The sequence below is a fragment of the Campylobacter sp. IFREMER_LSEM_CL1085 genome (assembly GCF_025772235.1).
GTDB classification, from domain to species: domain Bacteria; phylum Campylobacterota; class Campylobacteria; order Campylobacterales; family Campylobacteraceae; genus Campylobacter_D; species Campylobacter_D lari_D.
In genome coordinates, this window is sequence record NZ_JAKMRU010000008.1 from 21,417 (window position 1) to 45,628 (window position 24,212).

At 29.8% G+C, this 24,212-nt stretch carries 26 protein-coding genes and 1 other RNA gene; 10 read left to right on the forward strand and 17 right to left on the reverse strand.

Annotated features, from left to right (window positions below; translation table 11 throughout):
• Window positions 1–93 precede the first annotated feature (93 nt).
• The 3 genes from L8W56_RS04535 to L8W56_RS04545 are packed head-to-tail and all read left to right on the forward strand — an operon-like array spanning window position 94 to window position 3,681.
• Complete coding sequence (locus L8W56_RS04535) at window positions 94–1,098, forward strand: extracellular solute-binding protein (RefSeq protein WP_133319037.1); 1,005 nt, start codon at window positions 94–96, stop codon at window positions 1,096–1,098.
• Between the two features lie 19 nt (window positions 1,099–1,117).
• Window positions 1,118–2,701: an ABC transporter permease gene (locus L8W56_RS04540; protein ID WP_263659556.1), complete on the forward strand. Its 1,584-nt coding sequence runs from the start codon at window positions 1,118–1,120 to the stop codon at window positions 2,699–2,701.
• Window positions 2,701–3,681: an ABC transporter ATP-binding protein gene (locus L8W56_RS04545; protein ID WP_133319035.1), complete on the forward strand. Its 981-nt coding sequence runs from the start codon at window positions 2,701–2,703 to the stop codon at window positions 3,679–3,681. The genes L8W56_RS04540 and L8W56_RS04545 overlap by 1 nt, the downstream gene beginning before the upstream one ends.
• 70 nt (window positions 3,682–3,751) lie before the next feature.
• On the opposite strand, the gene L8W56_RS04550 is transcribed toward L8W56_RS04545, so the two are convergent.
• A complete protein-coding gene (locus tag L8W56_RS04550) occupies window positions 3,752–4,423 on the reverse strand; it encodes a WG repeat-containing protein (RefSeq protein WP_263659557.1) in 672 nt (223 codons plus the stop codon).
• 133 nt (window positions 4,424–4,556) lie between these two features.
• On the opposite strand from L8W56_RS04550, the gene L8W56_RS04555 reads away from it, so the two are divergent.
• Window positions 4,557–5,780: an HD domain-containing protein gene (locus L8W56_RS04555; protein WP_263659558.1), complete on the forward strand. Its 1,224-nt coding sequence runs from the start codon at window positions 4,557–4,559 to the stop codon at window positions 5,778–5,780.
• Window positions 5,781–5,783: 3 nt separating this feature from the next.
• Here the strand turns inward: L8W56_RS04555 and ffs are convergent.
• An RNA gene (ffs, locus tag L8W56_RS04560) (signal recognition particle sRNA small type) lies at window positions 5,784–5,881 on the reverse strand.
• A gap of 52 nt (window positions 5,882–5,933) precedes the next feature.
• Here ffs and L8W56_RS04565 point away from each other — a divergent pair.
• The gene (locus tag L8W56_RS04565; protein WP_263659559.1) at window positions 5,934–6,377 is read left to right on the forward strand and encodes a hypothetical protein; all 444 of its coding nucleotides are present in this window, start codon (window positions 5,934–5,936) and stop codon (window positions 6,375–6,377) included.
• A gap of 10 nt (window positions 6,378–6,387) precedes the next feature.
• Here the strand turns inward: L8W56_RS04565 and L8W56_RS04570 are convergent, their stop codons facing one another.
• From L8W56_RS04570 to L8W56_RS04585, 4 genes are read right to left on the reverse strand one after another with little or no spacing between them, the layout of a single operon-like run.
• Complete coding sequence (locus L8W56_RS04570; protein WP_133319032.1) at window positions 6,388–8,013, reverse strand: flagellar hook protein FlgE; 1,626 nt, start codon at window positions 8,011–8,013, stop codon at window positions 6,388–6,390.
• Between the two features lie 4 nt (window positions 8,014–8,017).
• Window positions 8,018–9,025 carry a flagellar hook capping FlgD N-terminal domain-containing protein gene (locus L8W56_RS08880; RefSeq protein WP_263659560.1) on the reverse strand — a complete coding sequence of 336 codons (1,008 nt, stop codon included), beginning with the start codon at window positions 9,023–9,025 and terminating at the stop codon, window positions 8,018–8,020.
• Between the two features lie 50 nt (window positions 9,026–9,075).
• Window positions 9,076–10,743 carry a flagellar hook-length control protein FliK gene (locus tag L8W56_RS04580; RefSeq protein ID WP_263659561.1) on the reverse strand — a complete coding sequence of 556 codons (1,668 nt, stop codon included), beginning with the start codon at window positions 10,741–10,743 and terminating at the stop codon, window positions 9,076–9,078.
• A 3-nt stretch (window positions 10,744–10,746) separates the two neighbouring features.
• On the reverse strand, window positions 10,747–11,085 hold the full coding sequence (locus tag L8W56_RS04585; protein ID WP_133319030.1) for a hypothetical protein: 339 nt from the start codon (window positions 11,083–11,085) through the stop codon (window positions 10,747–10,749).
• Window positions 11,086–11,212: 127 nt separating this feature from the next.
• Here L8W56_RS04585 and typA point away from each other — a divergent pair, with 127 nt between their 5' ends.
• Complete coding sequence (gene typA / locus L8W56_RS04590) at window positions 11,213–13,021, forward strand: translational GTPase TypA (protein WP_220567072.1); 1,809 nt, start codon at window positions 11,213–11,215, stop codon at window positions 13,019–13,021.
• Window positions 13,021–13,653 (forward strand): poly(A) polymerase, encoded by a 633-nt coding sequence (locus tag L8W56_RS04595; RefSeq protein ID WP_263659562.1) that lies wholly within the window; start codon window positions 13,021–13,023, stop codon window positions 13,651–13,653. Before typA ends, L8W56_RS04595 begins: the two co-directional genes overlap by 1 nt.
• Before the next feature lie 11 nt (window positions 13,654–13,664).
• On the opposite strand, the gene L8W56_RS04600 is transcribed toward L8W56_RS04595, so the two are convergent.
• Window positions 13,665–14,405 (reverse strand): carbonic anhydrase family protein, encoded by a 741-nt coding sequence (locus L8W56_RS04600; protein ID WP_263659563.1) that lies wholly within the window; start codon window positions 14,403–14,405, stop codon window positions 13,665–13,667.
• A 117-nt stretch (window positions 14,406–14,522) separates the two neighbouring features.
• Here L8W56_RS04600 and L8W56_RS04605 point away from each other — a divergent pair, with 117 nt between their 5' ends.
• A complete protein-coding gene (locus L8W56_RS04605; protein WP_263659564.1) occupies window positions 14,523–14,861 on the forward strand; it encodes a GNAT family N-acetyltransferase in 339 nt (112 codons plus the stop codon).
• A gap of 46 nt (window positions 14,862–14,907) precedes the next feature.
• On the opposite strand, the gene L8W56_RS04610 is transcribed toward L8W56_RS04605, so the two are convergent.
• From L8W56_RS04610 to L8W56_RS04650, 9 genes are all read right to left on the reverse strand, one after another.
• Entirely contained in the window at window positions 14,908–15,537 is a 630-nt protein-coding gene (locus tag L8W56_RS04610; protein ID WP_263659584.1) for a protein-L-isoaspartate(D-aspartate) O-methyltransferase, read from the reverse strand.
• A gap of 91 nt (window positions 15,538–15,628) precedes the next feature.
• Complete coding sequence (locus L8W56_RS04615) at window positions 15,629–17,146, reverse strand: disulfide bond formation protein B (RefSeq protein ID WP_263659565.1); 1,518 nt, start codon at window positions 17,144–17,146, stop codon at window positions 15,629–15,631.
• A gap of 10 nt (window positions 17,147–17,156) precedes the next feature.
• Window positions 17,157–17,324, reverse strand: coding sequence for a dihydroneopterin aldolase (locus tag L8W56_RS04620; RefSeq protein ID WP_133319023.1), 168 nt, complete (start codon window positions 17,322–17,324; stop codon window positions 17,157–17,159).
• Window positions 17,325–17,448: 124 nt separating this feature from the next.
• Window positions 17,449–18,471 carry a ribonucleotide-diphosphate reductase subunit beta gene (locus tag L8W56_RS04625; protein WP_133319022.1) on the reverse strand — a complete coding sequence of 341 codons (1,023 nt, stop codon included), beginning with the start codon at window positions 18,469–18,471 and terminating at the stop codon, window positions 17,449–17,451.
• Entirely contained in the window at window positions 18,468–18,884 is a 417-nt protein-coding gene (locus L8W56_RS04630; RefSeq protein ID WP_133319021.1) for an RDD family protein, read from the reverse strand. The genes L8W56_RS04625 and L8W56_RS04630 overlap by 4 nt, the downstream gene beginning before the upstream one ends.
• Window positions 18,884–19,492, reverse strand: a complete 609-nt coding sequence (gene pyrE / locus L8W56_RS04635) for an orotate phosphoribosyltransferase (RefSeq protein ID WP_133319020.1) — start codon at window positions 19,490–19,492, stop codon at window positions 18,884–18,886. Before pyrE ends, L8W56_RS04630 begins: the two co-directional genes overlap by 1 nt.
• Before the next feature lie 2 nt (window positions 19,493–19,494).
• Window positions 19,495–20,052, reverse strand: a complete 558-nt coding sequence (gene frr, locus L8W56_RS04640) for a ribosome recycling factor (protein ID WP_039668941.1) — start codon at window positions 20,050–20,052, stop codon at window positions 19,495–19,497.
• Window positions 20,053–20,066: 14 nt separating this feature from the next.
• Window positions 20,067–20,411, reverse strand: coding sequence for a preprotein translocase subunit SecG (gene secG, locus L8W56_RS04645; protein ID WP_133319019.1), 345 nt, complete (start codon window positions 20,409–20,411; stop codon window positions 20,067–20,069).
• Window positions 20,412–20,513: 102 nt separating this feature from the next.
• Window positions 20,514–21,215, reverse strand: coding sequence for a Bax inhibitor-1/YccA family protein (locus L8W56_RS04650; protein ID WP_039629164.1), 702 nt, complete (start codon window positions 21,213–21,215; stop codon window positions 20,514–20,516).
• 160 nt (window positions 21,216–21,375) lie between these two features.
• On the opposite strand from L8W56_RS04650, the gene L8W56_RS04655 reads away from it, so the two are divergent.
• Both L8W56_RS04655 and L8W56_RS04660 read left to right on the forward strand, forming a co-directional pair.
• A complete protein-coding gene (locus tag L8W56_RS04655) occupies window positions 21,376–22,014 on the forward strand; it encodes a carbonic anhydrase (RefSeq protein ID WP_133319017.1) in 639 nt (212 codons plus the stop codon).
• Window positions 22,011–23,882 (forward strand): mechanosensitive ion channel family protein, encoded by a 1,872-nt coding sequence (locus tag L8W56_RS04660; RefSeq protein ID WP_133319016.1) that lies wholly within the window; start codon window positions 22,011–22,013, stop codon window positions 23,880–23,882. The genes L8W56_RS04655 and L8W56_RS04660 overlap by 4 nt, the downstream gene beginning before the upstream one ends.
• On the opposite strand, the gene L8W56_RS04665 is transcribed toward L8W56_RS04660, so the two are convergent.
• Window positions 23,879–24,193 (reverse strand): hypothetical protein, encoded by a 315-nt coding sequence (locus L8W56_RS04665; protein ID WP_263659567.1) that lies wholly within the window; start codon window positions 24,191–24,193, stop codon window positions 23,879–23,881. The two genes, L8W56_RS04660 and L8W56_RS04665, sit on opposite strands and share 4 nt — an antisense overlap.
• Window positions 24,194–24,212 lie beyond the last annotated feature (19 nt).

Below are 24,212 nucleotides of genomic sequence, written 5' to 3' on the forward strand. Positions count from 1 at the left end.
GATTATGTATATCAATTTAAGTAAATATAAAGTGAATTATTAATATAATAATCCTTATCAATTTCAAAATTTAAAATTAAGGAAATTTATAAAATGAAAGCAAAAGTAGTTTTACTATCTTTACTAGCTGCTATGAGCTTAAGTGCTCAAGAGCTTACGATTTATTCTCATCGTCATTATGATTCTGATAAAGGAATTTTCAAATTATTTCAAGAAAAAACAGGCATTAGTGTAAATGTGGTGCAAGCTAAGGCTAATGAGCTTGCTAAAAGATTAGAAGTTGAAGGTAAAAATTCAAAAGCAGATTTATTTATGACTGCTGATGCGGGAAATTTAGAACAAGTTCGCACAAATAATCTTTTTGTTTCAGTTAGCTCGCCTGAGCTAGAAAAACTTTCTCCAAAAGAGCTAAGAGGCAAAAATAACGAATGGTATGCTTTTACAACAAGAGCAAGAATCATCATCGCTTCTAAAGATAGAATTAAAGATGGAGAGATTAAAACTTATGAAGATTTAACTGATCCTAAATTTAAAGGTAAGGTTTTAGTAAGAAGTTCAAATAATGTTTATAATATTTCTTTGTTAAGTGCTATGATAGATACTTTGGGTAAAGAAAAAGCAAAAGAATGGGCACAAGGCATAGCAAATAATCTTGCACGCACTCCAAAAGGTGGGGACCGTGATCAAATTCGTGCAATCTATGCAAAAGAAGGCGATGTGGCTATATCAAATAGTTATTATCTAGGACATTTAGCAAATTCAAAAAATCCTAAAGATGTTGAAGCCGCAAATTCAGTAAAAGTGATTTTTCCAAACCAAGATGATAGAGGAACACATATCAATGTAAGTGGTATAGGTGTTTTAAAAACTTCTAAAAATAAAGAAGCTGCGGTTAAATTTATTGAGTTTATGCTTTCAAAAGAAGCACAAGAAATTTTAACAAACCAAAATTATGAATATCCAGTAAATAAAGAAGTAAAACCTGCTAAAATTTTACAATCTTGGGGCGAGTTTAAAGTAGAAAAGCCAAATTTTGAAGCTTATTGGGGTAATGCTAAAGAAGCTTTAATGATTTTTGATGAAGTTCAATGGAAATAATTTTAAGGAAAAATAAAATTTGAAATTTTTAAGTTTAAGGTGGTCTTTTGCCACCTTTTTTTTCTGTAGTTTAATCATACTGCCTATACTTGCTATTATCTTACACCTTCCTTTTATAGATATTAATACCTTAAAACATTTGAGTAAAAATGTCTTACCAAGGTATATTTTTGGTAGTGCTTTTATATTGTTTGGGACTTTAGTATTGTGTTTGATTATAGGATTAATTAGTGCTTATTTGATAGCTTTTTATAAATTTTTTGGCTCGAAATTTTTTGAATGGTTTTTGATTTTACCTTTGGCTATACCTTCTTATGTAATGGGTTTTGTTTGGATTGATTTGTTTGAATTTCAAGGCTTAATTCCCACGTTTTTAGGTGTTGATAGGCGTATAGATATCATGAATGCATATGGCGTGATTGTGATTTTATCTTTTGCTCTTTATCCTTATGTGTATTTTTTTGCTAAAAATACCTTTGCTTATGGACTTGGAAATATCATTTTAAGTGCCAAAACACTTAAGGCTTCTAATTTAAAAACATTTTTTAAAGTGATTTTACCATTTTGTCGTGTGGGTATAGTGGGTGCTTTGCTGTTGGTGGCTATGGAGGTTTTGAGTGATTATGGTTTGGTGGCGTATTTTGGCGTGGATACTTTTAGTGCAGGAATTTTTAGAACATGGGGAAGTGGTGGCGATGAAGTCAGTGCTGTGGCTTTAAGCGTGGCTTTACTTGTATTTATCGCATTTTTAATGCTTTTAGAAAAAATTCAAAGAGGTAAAAAAGGCTTTAATCAAAATGTGTTTTTACCTACCCCAAAAGATGAGTTAAAAGGCTTTAGGGCATTTTTAGCCTTTTTATGGTGCTTTTTAGTGGCATTTTTAGCCTTTGTCGTGCCTATTATGTGGCTTGTTTATTGGGCCGGGTTTGATTTTATGCAAAATTTAAGCAATGTCTCAACACCTGCATTTTATAGTCTTAGTGTGGCTTTGGTGAGTTCTTTTGCTATTGTGGGAGCGGCATTTTATTTATGTTTTATAGTGCGTTTAAATGATACAAAAGCTTCTAAAATCATCCTTTGGCTTACGACTTTGGGGTATTCTTTACCTGGAGCTGTGGTAGCTGTGGGAATTTTAGTGATTTTGGGTGTGTTAAATTATATTTTTGATCTTTTGTCTTTTGAGTATGCCATAGGTGGTGGATTTTTAGTGCTGTTTTTTGGATACTTTGTGAGATTTTTAGCTTCTGGAATTTTTGCAACCCAATCAGGCTATGAGAGAATTTCTAAAAATATAGACTATGCAAATTTAACCTTAAAATCAAAACCACTTAAAATTTTCACTCAAATTCATTTTCCTTTGATGAAGCATTATTTAGCTTTGGCTGTGGTGATTATTTGTGTGGATATTTTAAAAGAATTGCCTATTTCAACTATACTTTCACCTTCAGGTTTTCAAACACTTTCATCACTTGTATTTGCTTATAGTGAAAATGAGTTAATTTATAATGTTTCTTTGCCATCTTTGATTATAGTGTTATTTGGGATTATCCCTACATTTTTAATGCATTATTTGCAAAATAAAAACAACCAAAAAGGACAATAATGGAAATCTTAAAAATTGACAATCTTTACAAATCTTTTGGAAAAATAGAGGTCTTAAAGGGAATTTCTTTGAGCTTAAAAGAAGGCGAGATTGTCAGTATTTTGGGAGAAAGTGGCTGTGGTAAGAGTTCTTTGCTTGGTTGTATAGCGGGTTTTTTTGAAATCAATGATGGTAGTATTTATATAGGGGATAAACTAGTTGCTTCTAAGAGTATGTATTTAGCCCCACAAGAGCGTGATGTGGGGGTTTTGTTTCAAGATTATGCTTTGTTTCCGCACTTAAATGTAGAAGAAAATATATGCTTTGGTATAAGCTCTTTAGGTAAAAACGAGCAAAAACAAAGGCTTGATGAGGTTTTGGAAATTTTAAATTTAAATACACTTTTAAAACGCTATCCAAATGAGCTAAGCGGTGGGCAAGCTCAAAGAGTAGCACTAGCAAGAACCATAGTCGCAAGGCCAAAAATTATACTTTTTGATGAACCTTTTTCAAATTTAAATCACACTTTAAGCGTTAAAATGCGCAAAGAAATCAAAAATATTTTAAAAGAGCATAAGCTTAGTGCTATTTTTGTTACGCATGATAAAGACGATGCTTTTTATTTATCAGACAATATCGCTTTGATTAAGGATGGAAAAATTTTAGACTATGGAAGTGCTAAAGAGCTTTTTTATAAGCCTAAAAATATAGATAGTGCTTGTTTTTTGGGCGAAGCATTTTTTATAGATCCAAATACAATTTTAGATGAGAATTTTAAAGCATATTTACAAAGTAAAAATGGCATTTTACGCCCTAATGATATACAAATTTCAACCTCACAAACTCCTTTAAAGGCTAGCGTTTTAGAATGTGTGTTTTATGGGGATTTTTATGAGCTAGGCGTGAGTTTGGAAGGACATATTTTTAGCATTTATCATCATAAAGAGCTTAGTAAAAATGATGAGGTTTATCTTAAGTTAAGTGATATAGAAAGTTTTTAATTTGCTAAAATTATAATGAGTATGCGAAAATAAAAGTTCTAGTAATTGGAATAATATCAAATTATATTTGCTATTTTATAATGTTTCCATTAGTATCTACAAAGCCCCATTTTCCATTTAGCTGAACTATTGCGGCTTTATTATAAAAACTCTCTACTTCATCAAATATAGGGTTTATAACAATATTTCCACTTTTGTCTATAAACCCAAATTTTTCGTTTAATTTTATCTTTGCGAGGCCTTCGCTAAAACTCTCTACTTCATCAAATATAGGATTTATAACAATTTCCCCTTTATTGTTTATAAACCCCCATTTTTCATTTAGTTTTATATCTGCAAGTCCTTCGTTAAAATTTCCCGCATAATCAATTTTAGGTTTTATTATAAATTCTCCATTTGTGTCAATAAAGCCCCATTTGTCGTTTATTAAAACCGATATCAAGTTTTCGTAAAAACCATTCGTATCGTCAAATTTTGGTTCAGTTATAATTTTTCCGTTTTTGTCAGCGAAACCGTACTTATTACCTATTTGAATAGTTATAAAATTTTCATTAAGGTGACTAATATAGTCATATATTGGGTTTATTATAAAATTTCCATTTTTATTTATTAAGCCCCACTTGCCACTGAGTTTTACTGTTGCTATATCATTGTGAAAAAATAAAACTTCATCAAAAATCGGCCACATCATTTTTTTACCATTTATATTTACAAAACCTTGGTTGTTGTTTAATTTAATCATGGTAGAACCTCGTATTTATGTTGATGATAAGTTTTAAAGATTATTTTACAATAAAATATCAAATCACAATATCAAAATAAAATTTGCTAAAGATTATAAAATAAAGTAAAATCACAGCAAAAAAAGGAAATAAATGATTAGTGTAGAATTGATAGAGCATATTTTTAAAGCTGCTTCTATATCAAGGTGGAATGATTATCCTAGAATGACAAATTTAGTTGAGCTTGATAAGCAAGCGCATAAATTCATCATTGCTTATTTCATTGCTAAAATGGAAAAAGATGTCAATATGCGCTTTATCATAGAAGCGGGGATTTTTGAGTTTTTAAGTAGGGTGGTAGTGACTGATATACGCCCTGATGTGTATCATGAGATAACGCGTGCAAAAAATGAGCAAGTAAGTGCTTGGGTGTTAAGTAAAATCGCACCAATGATTCAAGATATTGAAAATGGTGAGTTTTTAAAACGCTATGAGCTTTTTTTGCAAGGTAAAGATTGTGCAAAAGAAAGGCTTGTTTTAAAAGCTGCTTCGTATTTTGCGACAAGGTGGGAGTTTAATATAGTTTATCAAACTAGTTCATTTTTAAGTGATATTGATGAGATTAAGGCTAAGGTTGAAGAGGAATTAGAAGATTATTATGAGTTAATTGGCGCAAGAAAAATAGCTCTTAATCAAAAAATTTCTAAAATAATCGATCTAAGCGGACGCTTGCGTTTTCAAAAAAGATGGGCACAAACTCCAAGGATTCCAGAAACTGCGGTTTTAGGACATATGCTTGTGGTAGCTATTTTGTCTTATTTTTATTCTTTAGAAGTAAAAGCATGCGATGGTAGGATAGAAAGCAATTTTTATTGTGCTTTGTTTCATGATTTGCCTGAAAGTTTAACTAGAGATATCATCTCTCCGGTAAAATATGGCATAGATGGTTTAAATGAAATCATCAATGAGTATGAAATGAAGCTTATTAATGAGAAAATTTTACCTTTTATACCACTATCTTTTAGAGAAGAATTTAGTTATATACTTGGTATTAGAGAAGGACAAAATGAAGAAAGTGCCTTTGTAAAAAATGAATTTGAAAATCGTATTTTTAATAACAAGCCAAGTGTTTATAGCGGTAGTTTGGATGCGGTTAATGAGGATCGTTTTAAGGCTATTGATGGAAAGGCTTTGAAATATTGTGATAAGCTAGCAGCTTTTATAGAAGCGGCTTTATCGATTAGCTATGGAGTAAAGTCTAAAGAGCTTGAAAGCGGTTTTGTGGGAATGTATGAGTATTTTAAAACAAATCCGACTATTAATGGGGTAAATTTCTTTAGAATTTGTGAGGATATTAAAGGGTATTTTAAACTTTAAAACCCTCTCCCAGATGACTGCGGCACACACTAAGTCTAAGTGCTCTGCTGTGTTCCCACCCTGAAGCGGTGCTTAAAAATAGCATTGCACAGGTCTAAGAGAAGGCAGTTGAAATAATATCTTAAAATATCTTAAAAAACATTGAGGTGAAGTATGTTGAGTATATTTGCAAATTTTTTATCTAAATTTAGAGAATTTTTTGTTCCTAGTCATCTGTCTTTAGAATTTAGAGCAAAATCTTTTGCGGCTATTATTGTGGCAAATAAAAATATAAAAGCAGAAATTTGGCAAGTTTTAGCTGATATTGCTAGTGAAATTTATCCAAAAGATAAAAGCAGGCAAGCAATTTTGGTGCAAACTTCTAAAGAATATGTAGATAGAGTTTTAAAAAATGAGCTTAGTTTGGATACTTTACTTAAAAATATTGCTTTGCTTTTGAAAAAAAATCCAAGATATATACAAAAGATAAAATTTGATAAACTTGAGCGTTTAATAGATAAAAATGAAGAAGAATCTTTGGTTCAGCTTAGGGTGTATGAATTTTTTGAGCAAGAGGTAAAATATATCTTAGAGCAAAAAAATATAAATAAAACATGAAAAGCTAAAATTAGCGTTTCATGTTGATTGCTTTTTGTATCATTTGATCGGCTGTTGTGATACTTTTACTACTTGAATCATAAGCTTTTTGTAGAGTGATTAAGTTAGTAAAAGCTACCGATAAATCTACATTAGATTGCTCTAAATAAGAACCTTTAAAAGTTGCTGTGCTGAAATTTCCATTAGCATCAAGTAAAAAAGTTGGATTACCGCTATTTCCTGTTTGCCCATAAAGATTTTCCCCTAGCTTTTCCAAGCCTTGTTCGTTTGTAAAATTAAACAAAGCAAGTTTTGCCATAGCTATTTGATCTCCATTGGTAAAAGTGGCGATGATAGTGCCATCTGTGTTAATAGAATAATTATTTAAAAACCCCTCGCCCTTACCATCTGTTTGTGTATGCACTGAAGGTTGTTTGTTTTGTAAAGCATGAAGCCCATCATAGCCTGAATTTGGTATATTTGGATCATAATAAGAACCAAGATTTATATTAACCCTTGTGCCATTATTATCTACCGAATTTAAGGTGTTAGATACTAAAGCTCCAGATTCGTTAAAAGTGATTAAACCTTCAGTTGTTCCACCTATTTTATTGCCATCATTATCATACACTTGTGCAACAGCTTTGTATTCTAAATCTGTACCATTTTGCGGTAAAACTCTATCTAATTTAACTTTTACCCAACTAATAGATCCATCAGGATTTATTAATTTTGCAGAAAGTTCTGTGCTATCAGCTACTTCTTTTTCAACACTTAAGTGAGATGATTCTAATTTGGCTGTTTCTAAATCGACTTTATCTAGTTTTTGATTGTCGATACTAAAAGCTAAATTTTCATCTAAAGTAGCTTGTAATGTTTGACTAGCACCCTTTTCATCAGTGATTTTAAAATATATAGTATCGCCAGGTTTTATACCATAAATTTGTTCATCTTTTACACTACCTGAAATTTTTACACTACCATCTTCATTTTTACTAAATTCAAATTTAGAAGCATCTACATCTACATTTACTGCTTCTGTTTTGGTGCTTGTGTCTAAATTTCCACTCCAAGTTATATTCTGCGTTGGTTGAGGTGGTAAGTAAAGATTTTTAGGTACAGAAATAGGTCCTTGAGTATTAACTCCGCCCATTTGTAAATTCTGTCCAGGTGTTCCACTCCAAGCTGTAGTGACTTTTTGTCCCATAATCTGACCAAACATATTAGAAACTCTATCACTTAGTTGAATTTCTTGTAATGATGGATTCATAGTTCCAAGTACATAATTTCCATTTGAATCTACTAAAAATCCATTTGCATCAGGTTTAAAAGCACCATTTCTAGTATAATAAACCCCATTGGCATTACTTACACCAAAAAAGCCTTTTCCAGCAATTGCTACATCAAATTCATTATCAGTAGAAACTAACGGACCTTGTTCAAAAATATCATTAGTAGCTCCTGCTACACTACCATAACCAGTTTGACCTTTGTTATATGATTGTGTTGTTATGGTGCTATAAAATACATCTTTAAATGCCACATCAGAGTATTTAAAACCGACTGTATTGACATTGCTTATATTATGAGCGGTATTGTCTATACCATAACTTTGGGATTTTACTCCATTTACTCCATTGTAAAATGCTGTAAACATGATTTTATCCTGTAATCTCTTTAATATCTTCCCATTTAACCCAGCTACCGCCCATACCAACTAGAGCTTCACCTTCTTCAAATTTAACTCCAGTGATAGGATAAGCACCATAAGTTGAATTAACGGTTGTGCCATCTTCACCTATATAACTTGCTCTTACATAATATTTTCCAGATGGTACAGGACTTCCACTATCATCTGTTCTATCCCAAACGATTTGTTTCATACCAGCACTCATATCTTTAACACTCATTGTTCTTACAGGATCTCCTGCTTCATTATAAATAGTAAATGTTACAGGTGTGCTGTCTGATTTATAAGCTGAATCAATCTTTGCTGTTTTGATATCAACACTTGGGGTATGTCCTACTATTTTAAATGTTTGATCTTCTCCAACTACTGCTTGAACCGTTTCTTCTTGACCTTTGTCATCTTTTAATTTTATATGTATAGTTTCTCCAGGTTCAGCTATTTCTTTATCAACTTTACCTGTTATATCTAGTTTATCTTCGCCATTTTTCTTAAGTTCAAAACCTTCAATATCAATATCAGTCTTTTTACCTTTTTGTGGTTCTTGTGGTAAATACATATTAATTTGAAATTGTATATCATCATCTGCCACTACAAGGTAATTATCTTTAACTGTTGCAAGCTTTCCAACTGCAGCTAGTGCGCTCATACCTGTGCTTGCTGCAATAGAATTTTGTAGTTTTGTCATCGCAGTTACAAGTTGAGTCATGGTTTTATTAGTATTATCTTGCATTTCAAGTGCTGAAAGTTGTGCCGTTTGGGTAAGCATTTTTTCAGTATCCATAGGATCTGTTGGATCTTGATGTTGGAGTTCTATTAAAAGAAGCTTTAAAAACGCATCCTTGTCAAGTTCTGCCCCAGGGTTGTAAATCAACCCGCTATCACCTTCACCGGTTCTAGTGCTTCCTTTAGTATTTGGCATATCTTTAGTATTAAGCGTTGCTAAAGGACCTTGAAGGGTTTGTGTGTTTATATTTGACATAAAAATCCTTTTTTATATATTTTTAAAGCTCAAAGCAAAAAATATTCCATTTAAAAATATTTTGCTAAAACCATTTCTAAGCTTGGTTTTTCTTGAATTTCTTTTTCAAAATTCACCTTATCTTCTTTGCTATTGTTGTTTTTTTGTCTTTGCGGATTGCTTTGTTCTTTTCTTTCTTGATTACTAAAATTCATTTCTAAATTTGTAAATCCCATATTTACAAGAGCATTTTTAAACTCAGCTTGATGTTGTATGAAAAGATTTAAGGTATTTTGATTAGAGTTAAAGCTAATATTTAAATTTGAACCCCTTTGGACTAAAGTTACTTCTACTTCTCCAAGATTATGTGGATTAAGAGTTATACTAAAGCGAGTTATAGGTGCTTTGTAGCTTTCTAGTTTTTCTTTAAATTCTTGGGCAAAATCATTGAAAGTTTCTTTCATAGGAATATTTTGATTTTTTATAAAATTATTAGAAACCCTATTCATTTCCCTTACATAAGAATTTAAATTTTCTTCACTATGATCATTTTCATCTTTTGAAAACTCTTTTGTGTGTTTAAAAATATCACTAAAATTATCTATATTTTGATTATTTTTATCTATTTTTAAATGTTTATCTTGAGGGGCTAATAGATTTTCTAAGTTAATTTTTAAATCTTGATTTTGTATATTTTGAGTATTTTTTATATTTGTTAATTCAGTTTTTAAATCTTTTGAATTTTCTAAAACAGAACTTATTTTTTTACTAAAGCTATCTTCGCTAGTAGTTAGTTTTTCATTCTTTAATATTTCTTTAAAATCTAGCTTTTCTTTTTCTTTGATATCTTTTTTTAGGTTTGTGTTTTGAGTAAGATTAATTAACTCAATATCACTTAGTTTTTCATTGAATTTTGTTGTTGTATTTTGGATATTTTTTGCGTTTTTTATTTCTTTTTCATCCTGAATTTGAATTTTTTCTACTAATTTTTCTTTAAAATCTATGTTTTGAATGTTTTCTTTTGCTTGTGTTTTTATATCTTTTTTTGGAAGTTCTATATTTTTTAAAGCAGAAGAAAGCAAAGACACACCTTCGTTTTCTTTGCTTTTTATATTTTTGCTTGTATTTGGTTCTTCTTTTAAAAGCTTGGTAATTTTTTGATTGATTAAATCTTGAAAAACATTAGTATTATTATTTTGTTTTGGTATTTCAAAAAAACCTTTTTTATCAAGATTTGGAAAGGCTTCTTTTAAATCTTTAATTTGTTCAAATTTTATATTTTTGATGTTTAATCCAAGCTCTTTTGCCACATTAAAAAGCTCATTAATATTTTTTATATTTTTTAGCTTGTGTAGATTTTTTTCAAGAGCTAAAATAGCAGTATTATCTTGGACAAGTTTGTTTAGTTTTATATCCTTGCTATCGCTTTGTAAAACCTCTAATAAAGAAAGAATTTGCATAAAATTTGCACCCTCAAAAAGCTTCAAAGCATCTTTTTCATCCAGCGGTATTTTATCTTTGACATCATCTTTTAAAATTTTATCATTAACTTTATCATCTTTTTGTAGAGTCTTGAAATCTTTTGGTAAACTTCCATCTTTTTCATTTATTGCTTGCAATAAGGAATTTAAAAATTCCTCGCCATCACTTTGTGAGCTAGTATTTTCTTTACTTGGGTTTTCATTCTGTGGAGTGATGCTTAGTAAGTTTAAAGCATCACTAGCTTGGATATTAGACATTAATTAACCTACTAAAAAATTATTTTTTGCTAAATTTGGAAATAAATTTTGTAATTGTGCTGCACAATCAAGTTTTAAATTTTCATGAGTAAGATTAAAATTTTTAAATATTACTAATAATTCTTCTATGTTTTTAGCATTTAAAACCGCATTTTCATTTTGCGCATCATCTAAAATTTCACTTACTTTGCTTGAAAGTTTTGCATAATTTAATTCTTTTTCTTCATTTGAATTTATAACTTCTAAATAATTTAAAAGTTCCATAAAATGCTTACTATTTAAAACTGAAGTTCCTTGTTTTTCTAAGTTAGCGTTAAAGATTTGAGTATTTAGGTTTGACATATTTTTCTCCTTAAAAATAATTCTTACTCAAGACAAAAGCAACAAGTGTTCCAATTTTTAAATCTTAATTTTTAAGCATTTTTTTTATATAATATTAGATTTTAAATTTAAGACTTTGGAGAAAAACTTGGATAATATTAGAAATATAGCTGTTATAGCTCATGTTGATCATGGTAAAACAACAATGGTAGATGAGCTTTTAAAACAATCAGGAACTTTTAATGAGCGTGAACAAATAGCAGAGCGTGTAATGGATAGTAATGATATAGAAAAAGAAAGAGGTATCACTATACTTTCTAAAAATACTGCTATTAATTATAAAGGCACAAAAATAAATATCATAGACACTCCAGGCCATGCTGATTTTGGTGGTGAAGTTGAGCGTGTGTTAAAAATGGTTGATGGGGTTTTGCTTTTAGTTGATGCACAAGAAGGGGTTATGCCTCAAACTAAATTTGTGGTAAAAAAGGCTTTATCTTTAGGGCTTAAACCTATTGTTGTTATTAATAAAATCGACAAGCCAGCTGCTGATCCTGAAAGAGTGATCAATGAAATTTTTGATCTTTTTGTGGCTTTAGAGGCAAATGATGAACAACTTGATTTTGCAGTAGTATATGCGGCTGCTAAAAATGGTTATGCAAAACTTGCACTTGAAGATGAAAGCACTAACATGGAACCATTGTTTAAGACTATACTTGAGCGTGTGCCTGCTCCAAGTGGTAGTGATGAAAATCCTTTACAGCTTCAAGTTTTTACTCTAGGTTATGATAATTTCGTTGGTAAGATAGGGATTGCAAGAATTTTTAATGGTAAAGTAAAGAAAAATCAAAATGTTATGCTTGCTAAAGCAGATGGCTCTAAAATCAATGGAAGAATTTCAAAACTTATTGGTTTTATGGGTCTAGAAAAAATGGACATTGAAGAAGCAGGGACAGGCGATATTGTAGCGATTGCAGGTTTTGAAGCTTTAGATGTAGGAGATAGTGTGGTAGATCCAAATAACCCTATGCCGCTTGATCCTTTACATATAGAAGAGCCAACTTTAAGTATAGTATTTTCAGTAAATGATGGTCCTTTAGCGGGTACTGAAGGTAAACATGTAACTTCAAATAAAATCGCAGAACGCTTAGAAGCTGAAATGAAAACTAATATTGCCATGAAATATGAAAGCACAGGCGAGGGTAAATTTAAAGTAAGTGGAAGAGGTGAACTTCAAATAACTATTTTAGCCGAAAATATGCGTAGAGAAGGTTTTGAGTTTTGTATGGGTAGACCTGAAGTTATCGTTAAGGTAGAAGATGGTGTTAAAACAGAGCCGTTTGAGCATTTAGTGATTGATGTGCCTGATGATTTTACTGGAGTAGTGATTGAAAAACTAGGTAAAAGAAAAGCTGAAATGAAAACTATGACACCAACTGGAGATGGTCAAACAAGACTTGAGTTTGAAATTCCTGCGCGTGGGCTTATAGGATTTAGATCACAATTTTTAACAGATACTAAAGGCGAGGGTGTGATGAACCATAGCTTTTTAGAGTTTCGTCCATTTAGCGGGGCAGTTGAAAAAAGAAATAATGGCGCGTTAATTTCTATGGAAAATGGTGTTGCACTAGGATATTCTTTATTTAACTTACAAGATAGAGGGGTATTATTCATTGATCCTCAAACAAAAGTATATACAGGCATGATTATAGGTGAGCATTCACGCCCAAATGATTTAGATGTTAATCCTATTAAAGGTAAAAATTTAACTAATGTTAGAGCAAGTGGTAGTGATGATGCGATTAAGCTTGTACCACCTAGAAAATTAAGCCTTGAAAGAGCATTAGAGTGGATAGAAGAAGATGAACTTGTAGAGGTTACTCCACAAAATATTAGAGTTAGAAAAAGATATCTTGATCCTACTCAAAGAAAAAGAATGGAAAAGGCTAAGTCTTAATGGATTTTGAAGCCATAAGACAAGCTTTAAATAAAAGACTCAAAGCTTTACAAATTTTAGCATTTGCTGAAGCTTTGGTTATATTTTTTCTTGCTTTTCAATTTAGCAAAGATGTGATTATAGCTTTGTTTTTTGCTGTTTTAGCAGGAGTTTTGTTTTTTAGAATTTTAGGAAGAAAGCTTATGTGGGGACGCAATGAGCTTGTATTTAAAATGTGTGAAGAATTTTTAAAGCAAAACAATGCTAAATTTGACAAACAAGGCTTTTATCAGAAAGATTTTGAAAAAATTACTTTTGATTTTTCTTTAAAAACTTATCATTCTCAAAATTCTTTTATTTTTGATGATTTTATTCTTTATGATGTGAAATTTAAAGATGAATTTGGGAATTTCTTTTGTGGAATTTTGCTTTATAGTAAGAAATTAAAAGAAGATATTAAGTCAAATGAAAGTATTTTTGAAAAAGTAAAGGATAAAGAATTTTCTACACAAAGAGTTTTGAAAAAAGATGATTATTTGCTCATAGCTAGTTTGAAAAATCCTTTTTTTGCTGATTTAAAAATTTCAAGCGAGTTAAATTTTAAACTTTTTAGAGCTAATTTAGAAAAAATTCAAGCTTTTATACATGATTAAGTTTAGCTTACTTAATCATTTTGTTCTAAATTATTAATTTCTTGTATTTTTAAATTCTCATTTTTTCCCATTAAATTTTGTATGATTTGAATTTGCTCTTTAGAGGCATAGCTTATGTCTTTTAAAACTATCCAAGTGATTTTTTGATTACAAGGCTTGTTGAGTTTATTTTTAAAGATATAAAAAGATTGAAGATTGTTTGGCAATAACTCATTAGCACTTAAGCCTTGAACATAAAGCTTATCGCCTTCTTTTTTAGGAAAAGCACGGATGATTTTTTTAATAAAAGGATTTTCCGCGCCTTCTTGTAAAAACAGCACAACCACTACTATATCGCCTTTTTGACTTACATGGCTAAAATGAATTTCTAAAGGATAAGATTTTTTATCAATAGAAATCTTTGATGGGCTATGAAAGTGAAAATGCGATAAATTATAAGCTGTATTATCTAGCACGATATGGCTTCCATTGCTTGCAAAATACATTTTTATGGTATAACCATCATTTATTAAACCAAAAGAATCATTTGAGTAGTTAAATTCTAAAGAATGATTTTTGTTTCTAGACTTTTTGCTATTTATATTAATAAAATCTTGATTTAAACCACTTTCACAATAAATCCAGTTTTTATCTAAATTTTTCCATTTGTCTTTGTCTATGAAATTTCCATGTGAGGTATTTTGAGGCATTTGCTCATAGGCAAAAAGCATGCTAGTAGTAAATAAGCCAAAAAGTATTCTTTTAAAACTCATAATATTCCTTTTTTAACATAATTATAAAAAAACATCCCCTATAAAAAGCTTATGTTTAAAAATAATTATATTAAAATTAAATATTTTAAAGAAATTACAGATAATATTAAGGATAAATTGATCGATATATGGGAGGATAGTGTGAAACATTCCCATGATTTTTTATCTGATTTTGATAGAGAAAAGATTAAAAATGATCTTTTAAATTCTCAAGTATTCTTTAGTTTAAATTATTTGATTTGTTATAATAAAGACAAAATGATTGGATTTTTAGCATTTGTGGATGATAAAATTGAAATGTTGTTTTTAAGTTCAAAATATTTTAACAAAGGTATAGACACTACTTTAATATCTAAAGCCATAAATGATTATCATTTGAAATATGTTGAAGTAAATAAAGATAATTATAAGGCGTATAAATTTTTATCAGAAAAATGGTTTTTTACAAGAGGGTGAATATAAAGATGAATATGGTTTTATTATTTTAAAAATGAAATTTTAACTATTCTTTACCATCTTTAATAGGTACAAAAAGGCATTCATCTAAAATTTCTTTGCTAATCTCACCATCTTTTTTGGTAAATTTAGTGATGAATTGTTGATTTCCTATGAGTAAAGGAGCTACTAAAATTCCATTGTTTTCAAGTTGATCAAATAATACATTTGGAATATGCTCTATATAAGCTGAGAGTAAAATTCTATCATAAGGTGCATAATTTTTCCAACCATTTTGCCCATCATCAAATTTTACATGAATATTAGCATAGTTTAGTTTTTTAAATTTTTCTATAGCACTAATTGCAAGTTTTTCAATGCGCTCTATGGTAAAAACTCTTCTAATAAGCTTACTTAAAATCGCAGCTTGATACCCGCTACCACAACCTATTTCTAAAACACTATCAGCATCTTTAAAATCAAGTGCCATAGTCATTTTAGCCACGGTTAAAGGCGAGCTTATCCATTGATTACCCATTAAAGGAAGCGCATCAAGTCTATAAGCATGCATTTTTAAAGGTGAAAAAATTTCTCTTGGAGTAGAACAAAAAGCTTCAAATAATTCTTCATTAATGAAAGTGTTTTTGCGAATTTCTTCTGCCATAGTTTGACATTGTTTTTGTTCAAATATATGAATCAATAAGCACTCCTTGATAAAAAGTGTTATTTTATCTTAAATTTTATTTATCTAGCTTTAAAGTCTTTAAGGCGTAAAAACGCCTTAAAGATTAATCAAGCGTATAAAGGATGTTTGATCCATCTTGATAAGATAAGATGTGTATTTTGCCATCTTTGAAGAATAAGCTTCTTGCGTTAGTTATATTTTCTGGATACGAAATAGTTTTTACAACCTCTTCTTTGTCTAGATCAATTACAGCAATAACATTATGCTTTTTACTTAATGCATAAATTTTACCATTTTTAAAAGCCATTGAAGTTATATAAAGATCGCCCAAAGTTTTTCCTTCTTTTAACTCAGCTTTAGGAGTAAATTCAGCTGAAAGAACTCTATCTGCTAAAGAAATTTTAGAAATTACAAAAGTTTTAGTATCCTTATTGTTTGGAACGGTAGCAAGATACATGTATTTTCCATCAGTAGTTGTGCTTAAAATATGATGGAATTTAGCTCTAACTGTGTCAATTCTACCACGACCAAGGTTTTCACCTTGTCCTTCAAAATTATTTGCCCCTCTAATAAAATCAGCATATTGTAAAGCTTCATCTGCATTAGGATTTTGAGCAAATCTTAAGAAAGTTTTATTAGAGCCCATTAAGATGTATTTGTTGTCCAAATAAGGAATAATTCCTATGATAGGATTAATTGTGGCTGAAAAATATGGGTCTAATAGAAAATCTGTTTTAGTGCTAAAATTATCATCTAGGAAAAATACTTCCCATTTTGAACTTGCGACATATTCTCCATTGATATAATCAAGTGTATTGATAGCTTTAGGAAAATCAATTTTTGTTTCATTTACGATTTTTAGATTATCATCGATATTTGTAAATGGAGCATTACTGATATTATTATCAAATTCAATACCTAGTTTTTCATTAGCAGGAGCAAAAGCAAAATCAGGTTCTTTAACATCGCGTTTTCCTAAGAAAGAAATGCTTTTCCAACTTTTATTCCAGCCTGAATCATCCCAAATAATATATTTTGGATTTAAACTAAAACGAACTGGATCACCTTGTCCGCTATATGGGATAGGACCAGTGCTTACGAAAGCTTGGAAGACATTTGAAGCTACGATAAAAGCAACAATAACCATAGCAGCTAGGTTAAATTTAGTTAATTTTCTAAAACTAACTCCTTCCATTTCTTTTTCAAAGGAGTCAAATTTTGGAGCAAAAGCAAAAATTACACCAAGTAATAAAACTACAGCCCAAAATACTACTTCAGCCCAAAAATAAGTATGCAAACCAAAAATAGGCAAACCAAAACCTTGATCAAGATCACGATGTGCATGTCCGCTTATATGATTAAATGATTGCCATAAACCAAATGCAGTTGCAATTAAAAGAAAAGCTAAGAACTTACCTTTCATACCATAACGCACGATAAATAAAGCTGCAACACCAATGAAAATCATTGATTCTCTTTGGCCCCAACAAGAAGTACAAGGGCTATCACCTAGCATATAACCAAAAATCAAATTTGCAATTCCAACAGGCATTAAAATGATTAAAAAACCTGCCAAGCACATTAAAAAATAAAAAAATTTAGTTTTGTTAATATCACACATATTTGCCACCTTATAGATTCATTAGGCCTAAGATTGCGCCTGATTTACGACCTAAATAGTCAAATACCATAATAGCCCATGAAATTACAAGTATAGAAAAAGCTAGTTTTTCTTTTTCAGGCTTAATTATCATGAGAACTATGGCAATAAAGACTAGCAAAAGTTCTAAAAACTCCATAATTACCCCTTTACTAATAAAATAAAATGGCCGATTTTACAATAATGAAATAAATAAAAATAAAATATTAAATAAAAAGAGAATTTTAGTTTAAAAAAATGTAAAATATGGGTAGTTTTGTGACTTAAAAGTCATCAAAACTCAAACTCCCTTTAGAATAGTTTGTAACCTTGCTTTCAAAGAAATTGCTTTTTTGATCATTAAATTTAGAAAAATCATCTACCCATTTAATAGGATGTTTTGCATTATAAATTTTATCAAGATTAATAGCTATTAGTCTTTGATCAACAAGATAGTGAATGTACTCTTCTATAATATCGTCTGTAAAACCCATGATTTGATTTTGAGTGATGTATTTGCCCCATTTGATCTCAAGTTCACCTGCTTTTTTAAACATATCATAAATTTTGTTTATATTGATATCATTAAACAAATCAGGTCTTTCTTTACGCACAGAATTAATCATATTTTGAAATAATAATAAATGAGTAATTTCATCTCTTTGTATAAAGCGTATCATTTGTGCTGAACCTAGCATTTTTCCTGCACGTGCTAAAGCATAAATAGCAGTAAAACCACTATAAAAATACACTCCTTCTAGAATTTGATTTGCTACCATTGCAAGTAAAAGTTTATTATCATCTACTTCGCCAGCTAATTCTTCATAAATACTTGAAATGAAATCATTTTTTTCTCTTAAAGTCTCATCGTGTTTTTCCATTTCATAAATTAAGTCTGTATTTTCACAGATTGCTTCAACCATCACTGCATAAGATTTTGAGTGATTTGCTTCTTCATAAGCTTGTCTTGCTAAAACCGCATTGATTTCAGGTGCTGTGATATAAGGGTTGATATTATCAGCAAGATTGTTTGTTTGAAAACTATCCATTGAGATAAGTTGAGACCAAACTAGATCATACATTCTTTTTTCTGCTACGGTTAGATTGCAACGATAATCTAGTGCATCTTTTGTTGTATCTACTTCTTTTGGAAACCAAGTATTTGCTTCCATTAAATCCCAAAGTTTTAAAGCCCATGTGTATTTTGCTTTAGTAAAATTTAAAATACCATGTGGGTTGCCGTTAAATACTTTTCTATCATTTAAAGTTTCATTTGATTTTGGATTATAAATTCTTTTTCTATTCATTTTTCCACCTTTGTTACAATAGCGCTTTGGCTTAAAATATCATGCAAGGCTAAGGTATCCTTTCTTAAAAAGCTTACCAAAAAGCCAATCAACAAGCCAAAGCTTATAATGAAAATTACATAGCGTAGGATTATTCTAAAAAAATTAAGTTTGTGTCCATTTTTAATATCAATCAAGTATAAATCATAAGCTTTAAGTCCAGGACTTTGAGCTTTTTTTACTAAAAATAATGCTTGTAAAAATCCAAAAAGTAATGGGCACAAAAAAATTATAAGTTGATTGTTTAAAAAAGCTTCTTTAGAGCCAAGAGTAAAATAAAACAAATACAAAATGGGCACATAAAGCAAAAATAGATCAATCAGAAAGGCTTTAAATCTTAAAAAGCGAGTGGCTATTTTTGCTTTAGTTTTCATTAGTTACCACGACTACCAGGTTTGATAGCTTTAGTGCCTTTTTCACAAAGTGGGCAAGTATTTGCATCATAAATATCAAATTCAAAATTTCCTAGTGCAAAAAGTGGTAAATTTTGTGGTAATTTTGCATTTTCTTTTCTTGGATTGTTTAAATTTTTTACAGCACAAAAACCACGATTTGCTAAAGCTGCAAAACCTACTACTTCTCCACCTAAATTCTCGATGATTTTTGCACTCTCAAGTGCTGAGCCACCTGTTGTAATAATATCTTCACAAACGATAAATTTTTCACCTTTTTTTACTTCAAAACCGCGTCTAAGACTCATCACTCCTTCTACGCGTTCAGTGAAAATAAAGCGTTTGTTGCAAGCTCTAGCAAGTTCATAACCTGCTAAAATTCCACCCAAGGCAGGCGAGCAAATACTATCAAATTCAATATTAAAACTGGCAATAACTTTCGCAAGCTCATCACAAAGCTCACCTGCTAGTTTTGGATTTTCTAAAACTTTAGCACTTTGAAGGTAAAACTCAGAGTGTTTCCCTGAGCTAAGTAAAAAATGTCCTTGTAGGTATGCTCCACAATCTTTATAAATTTGTTCTAAGTTCATTTTTAAACCTTTAAAAGTTCCGCTTCTTTGTTTTTAACTAACTCATCTACTTTTGCTGTATAATTATCGGTTTGTTTTTGTACTTCATCATAAGCTTTTTTAGCTTCATCTTCTGAGATTGCTTTATCTTTTTCTAGTTTTTTTACCGCATCATTTGCATCTTTTCTAATATTTCTAATAGCAACTTTAGCCTTTTCACCCATAGCTTTAGCATTTTTAGCATTTTCTTCTCTTTGTTCTCTTGTCATAGGAGGAAAAAATAATTTAACACTTTCGCCATCATTGTTCGGATTTACTCCAATGTTTGCCGCAGCTATAGCACTTTCTATGGCTTTTAGCATTGATTTTTCCCAAGGAGTAATGCTAATAGTTGAAGCATCGGTTGCTAAAACTGTTGCTACTTGATTTAATGGAGTTGCACTACCATAATAATCTACATGAATATGATCAAGTATATTTATATTTACTTTGCCAGTTCTTATGGTAGTAAAATCTTTTTTTAAGGCCTCTAAGCTTTTGTCTGATTGTTGTTTTTGCTTGGTATAAATTTCATTTAGCATGGTATTTCCTTTTTTTATTTGCTAGTATTACTTTCGCTAATTGGAGCACTTGGTGCAACTGGAATGCTAGTTGTGTTTGTTTCAGGTGCCTTTGGTAAAATTTGTTCTGCTTTTTCAGCAAGTGAGTTAGAATTAGCATTATTATACATATAACTTAGAGCAATTGTATTAGCGATAAGTAAAACACCCATCACAAAAGTAAATTTAGCTAAAAACCCTGCAGGACCCTTTGCTCCAAACAAGCTTTCATTACTTCCGCTATATGCTCCAAGTCCTATGCTTGAGCTTTTTTGTAATAAAACAGCAATACAAATAATCACAACAATTGCAAATTGCAAAATAATTAAAAGAGTAGTCATGAATTTTCCTTATTGAAAATAAAATGAGTATTTTAACTTAAAAAGTTTGATAAAAACTTGAAAGAGGTAAAGAAAATTTGCGAGAATTTTTCTCGCAAATTTTTATCTGCTATTAAAGCTTCTTAAAATATTAAGAAGAGAGATGAAAAGATTGATAAAATCAAGATAAAGTGCAACTGCACCTTCGATTGGTGTTTCATAATTTCCTCTAATGATGTTTTGAGTATCATAAAGAATGTAAAAAGAAAATAAAATTGCACCAATACCAGAAATTGCTAAGCTTAAAAGTGAACTTTGAAAAAAGATATTAATTAAAGAAGCTACTACGATAACAATCAAAGCTATAAAAAGCATTTTTCCCATCATAGTAAAATCTCTTTTTGTATTCATAGCAAAAACGCTTAAAGCACCAAAAGCCACTGTTGTTAAAGCAAAAGCTTGAGCAATAATGCTAGCTCCTGCAGGAAGTGCTAAAACAGAATATAAAAGTGGTGTTAAAGTAAGTCCTGAAACAAAAGTAAAGGCAAAAAGTAAAACTAAATTAAGCGGAGCTTCTCTTTTTTTCCATTGTAATGCAAATAACAAGCCAATTTCTACGATAAATAAAATCCAAAAAGTTGCTTGAGATTGTGCAAATAAATGTGCTAAGGCAAAAATTCCTATGTAAGCACCTGCTGTTGCAGCTAATAATGAAGCAGCAAAAAGCTGATAAGTTTGTTTTATAAAAATGCTCAAATCACTTCTAGCATAACCTTCAAATTCTTGAGTTTTAGAGTTAGAATAATCTCTATCATAAAGACTCATTAAAATCCTCCAATAATTTTTAAAAATTAAAATTTACAAAAAAAAGATAAATAAAAGATTAAAATTGTATAAAAATATAACAAAAAATAAATTTATAGATTTATTTTAAGTAAAAATAATTTAGTATAATTCTTTATTAAAATGCAAAAAAGGACTTTTTTTGAAAGACTTGATCGAGGGTGCTTTAAAATTTATGCAAGAAGATTTTAAAGAGCATGCAGAACTTTTTGAAAGTTTAAAAAATAAACAAAATCCCCACACGCTTTTTATAGGATGTGCTGATTCAAGAGTTATACCAAATTTAATTACTAATACAGGTCCAGGAGAGCTTTTTGTTGTAAGAAATATAGGCAATATAGTTCCACCTTATAGAGTAGGAGATGATTTTTTGGCAACTACTTCAGCTATTGAGTATGCTTTTAGTTCTTTACATATAAAAAATATCATAGTTTGTGGACATAGTAATTGTGGTGGCTGTGCGGCTTTATATGCAAATGAAAATGAGCTAAAGAGTATGCCGAATGTGAGAAAATGGCTTACCTTGCTCGAACCTATTAAAAATAAGGTTTTAAAAGTTGCAGGTAGTGATTTAGCCATGCGATCTTGGATGACTGAAAAAATGAACTTGGTTAATTCTTTGCAAAATTTATTAACCTATCCAGGTATAGAAGAAGCTTTAAATAAAAAAGAAATAGAACTTCATGCTTGGTATTACATCATAGAAACGGGTGAAATTTATGAGTATGATTTTAATTTTGAAAATTTTGTTTTAATACAAGAGAGGGTGAAAAAAGTATGAAAAAGATTGTTAATATTATTTTATTATTTTTATTTATCAGCACTTTGAATGCACAGGAAAAAAATGCTTTAGAGGATAAGAATAGTATTTTTGCTTTGGTACAAGATTATATAGAGCTTAATTTACTTTTGGAAAGTTTTAAAACTGGTGATACAAATAGCACCGAATTTCAAGATAATATCAAAGAAATAGAAAAACAAAAAACAGCTCTTTTGACTACTTTACCTTTAAAAATGGTATCTCAAAAGATTGATGATAAAGAAGCAAAAGATTTTTTAAAAACTAAGAATGCTTTACAAAAAAGTGTTGAAAATGCCCAAGCTAAAAAAAGATATTATGATTATGTGGATAATAAAATCAAACTTTTAAATTTAACCTCTGCAGAACATTTTTATCTTTGTATATTTGAATTAGAAAAAGTTTTTATAGAAGGTGCTCAAAGTCAAAAAATAAAAAAAATTATTGATGAAAGCATTGACTCATTAAAAGAAGATATAGTTTTTAATTTTGCTTTAGATAAAGAGAAAATTAATGATATTACTCAACTTAGAACCTTAGAGCTTAGTGAAAATAATTTAAGAAATACCATCAAGTCATATAATGAAATTTTGGTATATCTAAGAAATAATGCAAATTTGCTTGAAACTAATTTTTTATTTACGGGCTTGGGCTTGCAAAATGCCATTAATTATATTAATAAACAAACCTCTATTAGTAGTGTAAATGTTGGAAAAATAGTTATTTCTATTATTGTCATTGTTTTGTTTTATTCTTTGAAATTTTATCTTGCAAAAATTTTGTATTTTGTATTGATACATTTATTTGGAAAAAATTCAGAAAATGTAGAAATAAAAACTCATTTTTTAGAAAAGCTCCAAGGACCAGTGGGTTGGTTTTTGTTTGCTTATGCTATTGGAATTTGTTTTACTATTTTTTACTATCCTGCGCCTGTAGATATAAGAATTAGTAATATTTTATCAATTGTTTATGTTATTTTAACTGCTTGGCTTGTGATAAATATTTTTGATAGTTATGGTATGGTAATTGTGGCAAAGCTTGCTGAAAAAAGTGGCAAACGCGAAGTGGTTAATTTAATTATTAAAATTTTATATTTTATTATTATAGTAATAGCTGTTTTATTTGTTTTATCACATTTAGGATTTAATATTTCAGCATTGATTGCATCTTTAGGTATTGGTGGTTTGGCTGTGGCATTGGCAGCTAAGGATATTATTGCAAATTTCTTTGCTTCTGTGCTTTTGCTTTTTGATAACAGCTTTAATCAAGGCGATTGGGTTGAAATTTCAGGTATAGAAGGAACTATAGTAGAAATTGGGCTTAGAAAAACTACTATTAGAACTTTTGATAATTCTTTGGTGTTTTTACCAAATTCAACTATTATGGGAACTAATATAAAAAATTGGAGTAAAAGAAAAATAGGACGCCATGTAAAATTATTTATAGGTGTAACTTACGATGCAAGACCTGAACAACTTGAGCAATGTGTAGAAGATATAAGATATTTATTAGCTACTAGTCCTTTGATAGCTCAAGTTGATGATAGTGCGCTAAATCATGGTGGAACCCGCGCTAGATATAGACAAAATTTAGTTTCAGTGAATGATTTAGAAGGATATAAAAATAATACTTATGTGGCTGTGAGTGGCTTTAGCGCAAGTTCTATTGATATAGAAGTATATTTTTATACTAAAGCAGTTGATGCTGCAGGTTTTAGAGAAGCACGACAAAGTATTTTACTTGAATTAATGAAGATTGTCGAAAGAAATAAACTAAGTTTTGCATTTCCTTCACAAAGTCTTTATATAGAAAAAATCAATAAAGACGATAAAGAAGAGTTATTATCTTAATAAGCTCTTCTTTGATCATCACACTCTACTATAATTTTTTCAGCAATGATAATGCTTCCATTTTTACTGCCTTTAACTTTAACAAGACTTCCTTTTTTTAGATCTTGTACATTGGCTTGTTTTTTATTGCTACCAAAAATTCCGCAGTTATAAATATCTATATGTGTTTGGGGTAAAATGGTAATAATTAAGTTATTATCAAAACTTGTTTGAATACTTATTGTATGTGTAGTAGTGTTTTTTAAAATACCTTGAATTTTATAAGCAAATACAAAAGTGCTAATGCAAATTAATATAAGAAAAAAACGCATTAAAATAACTCCTTTTTAG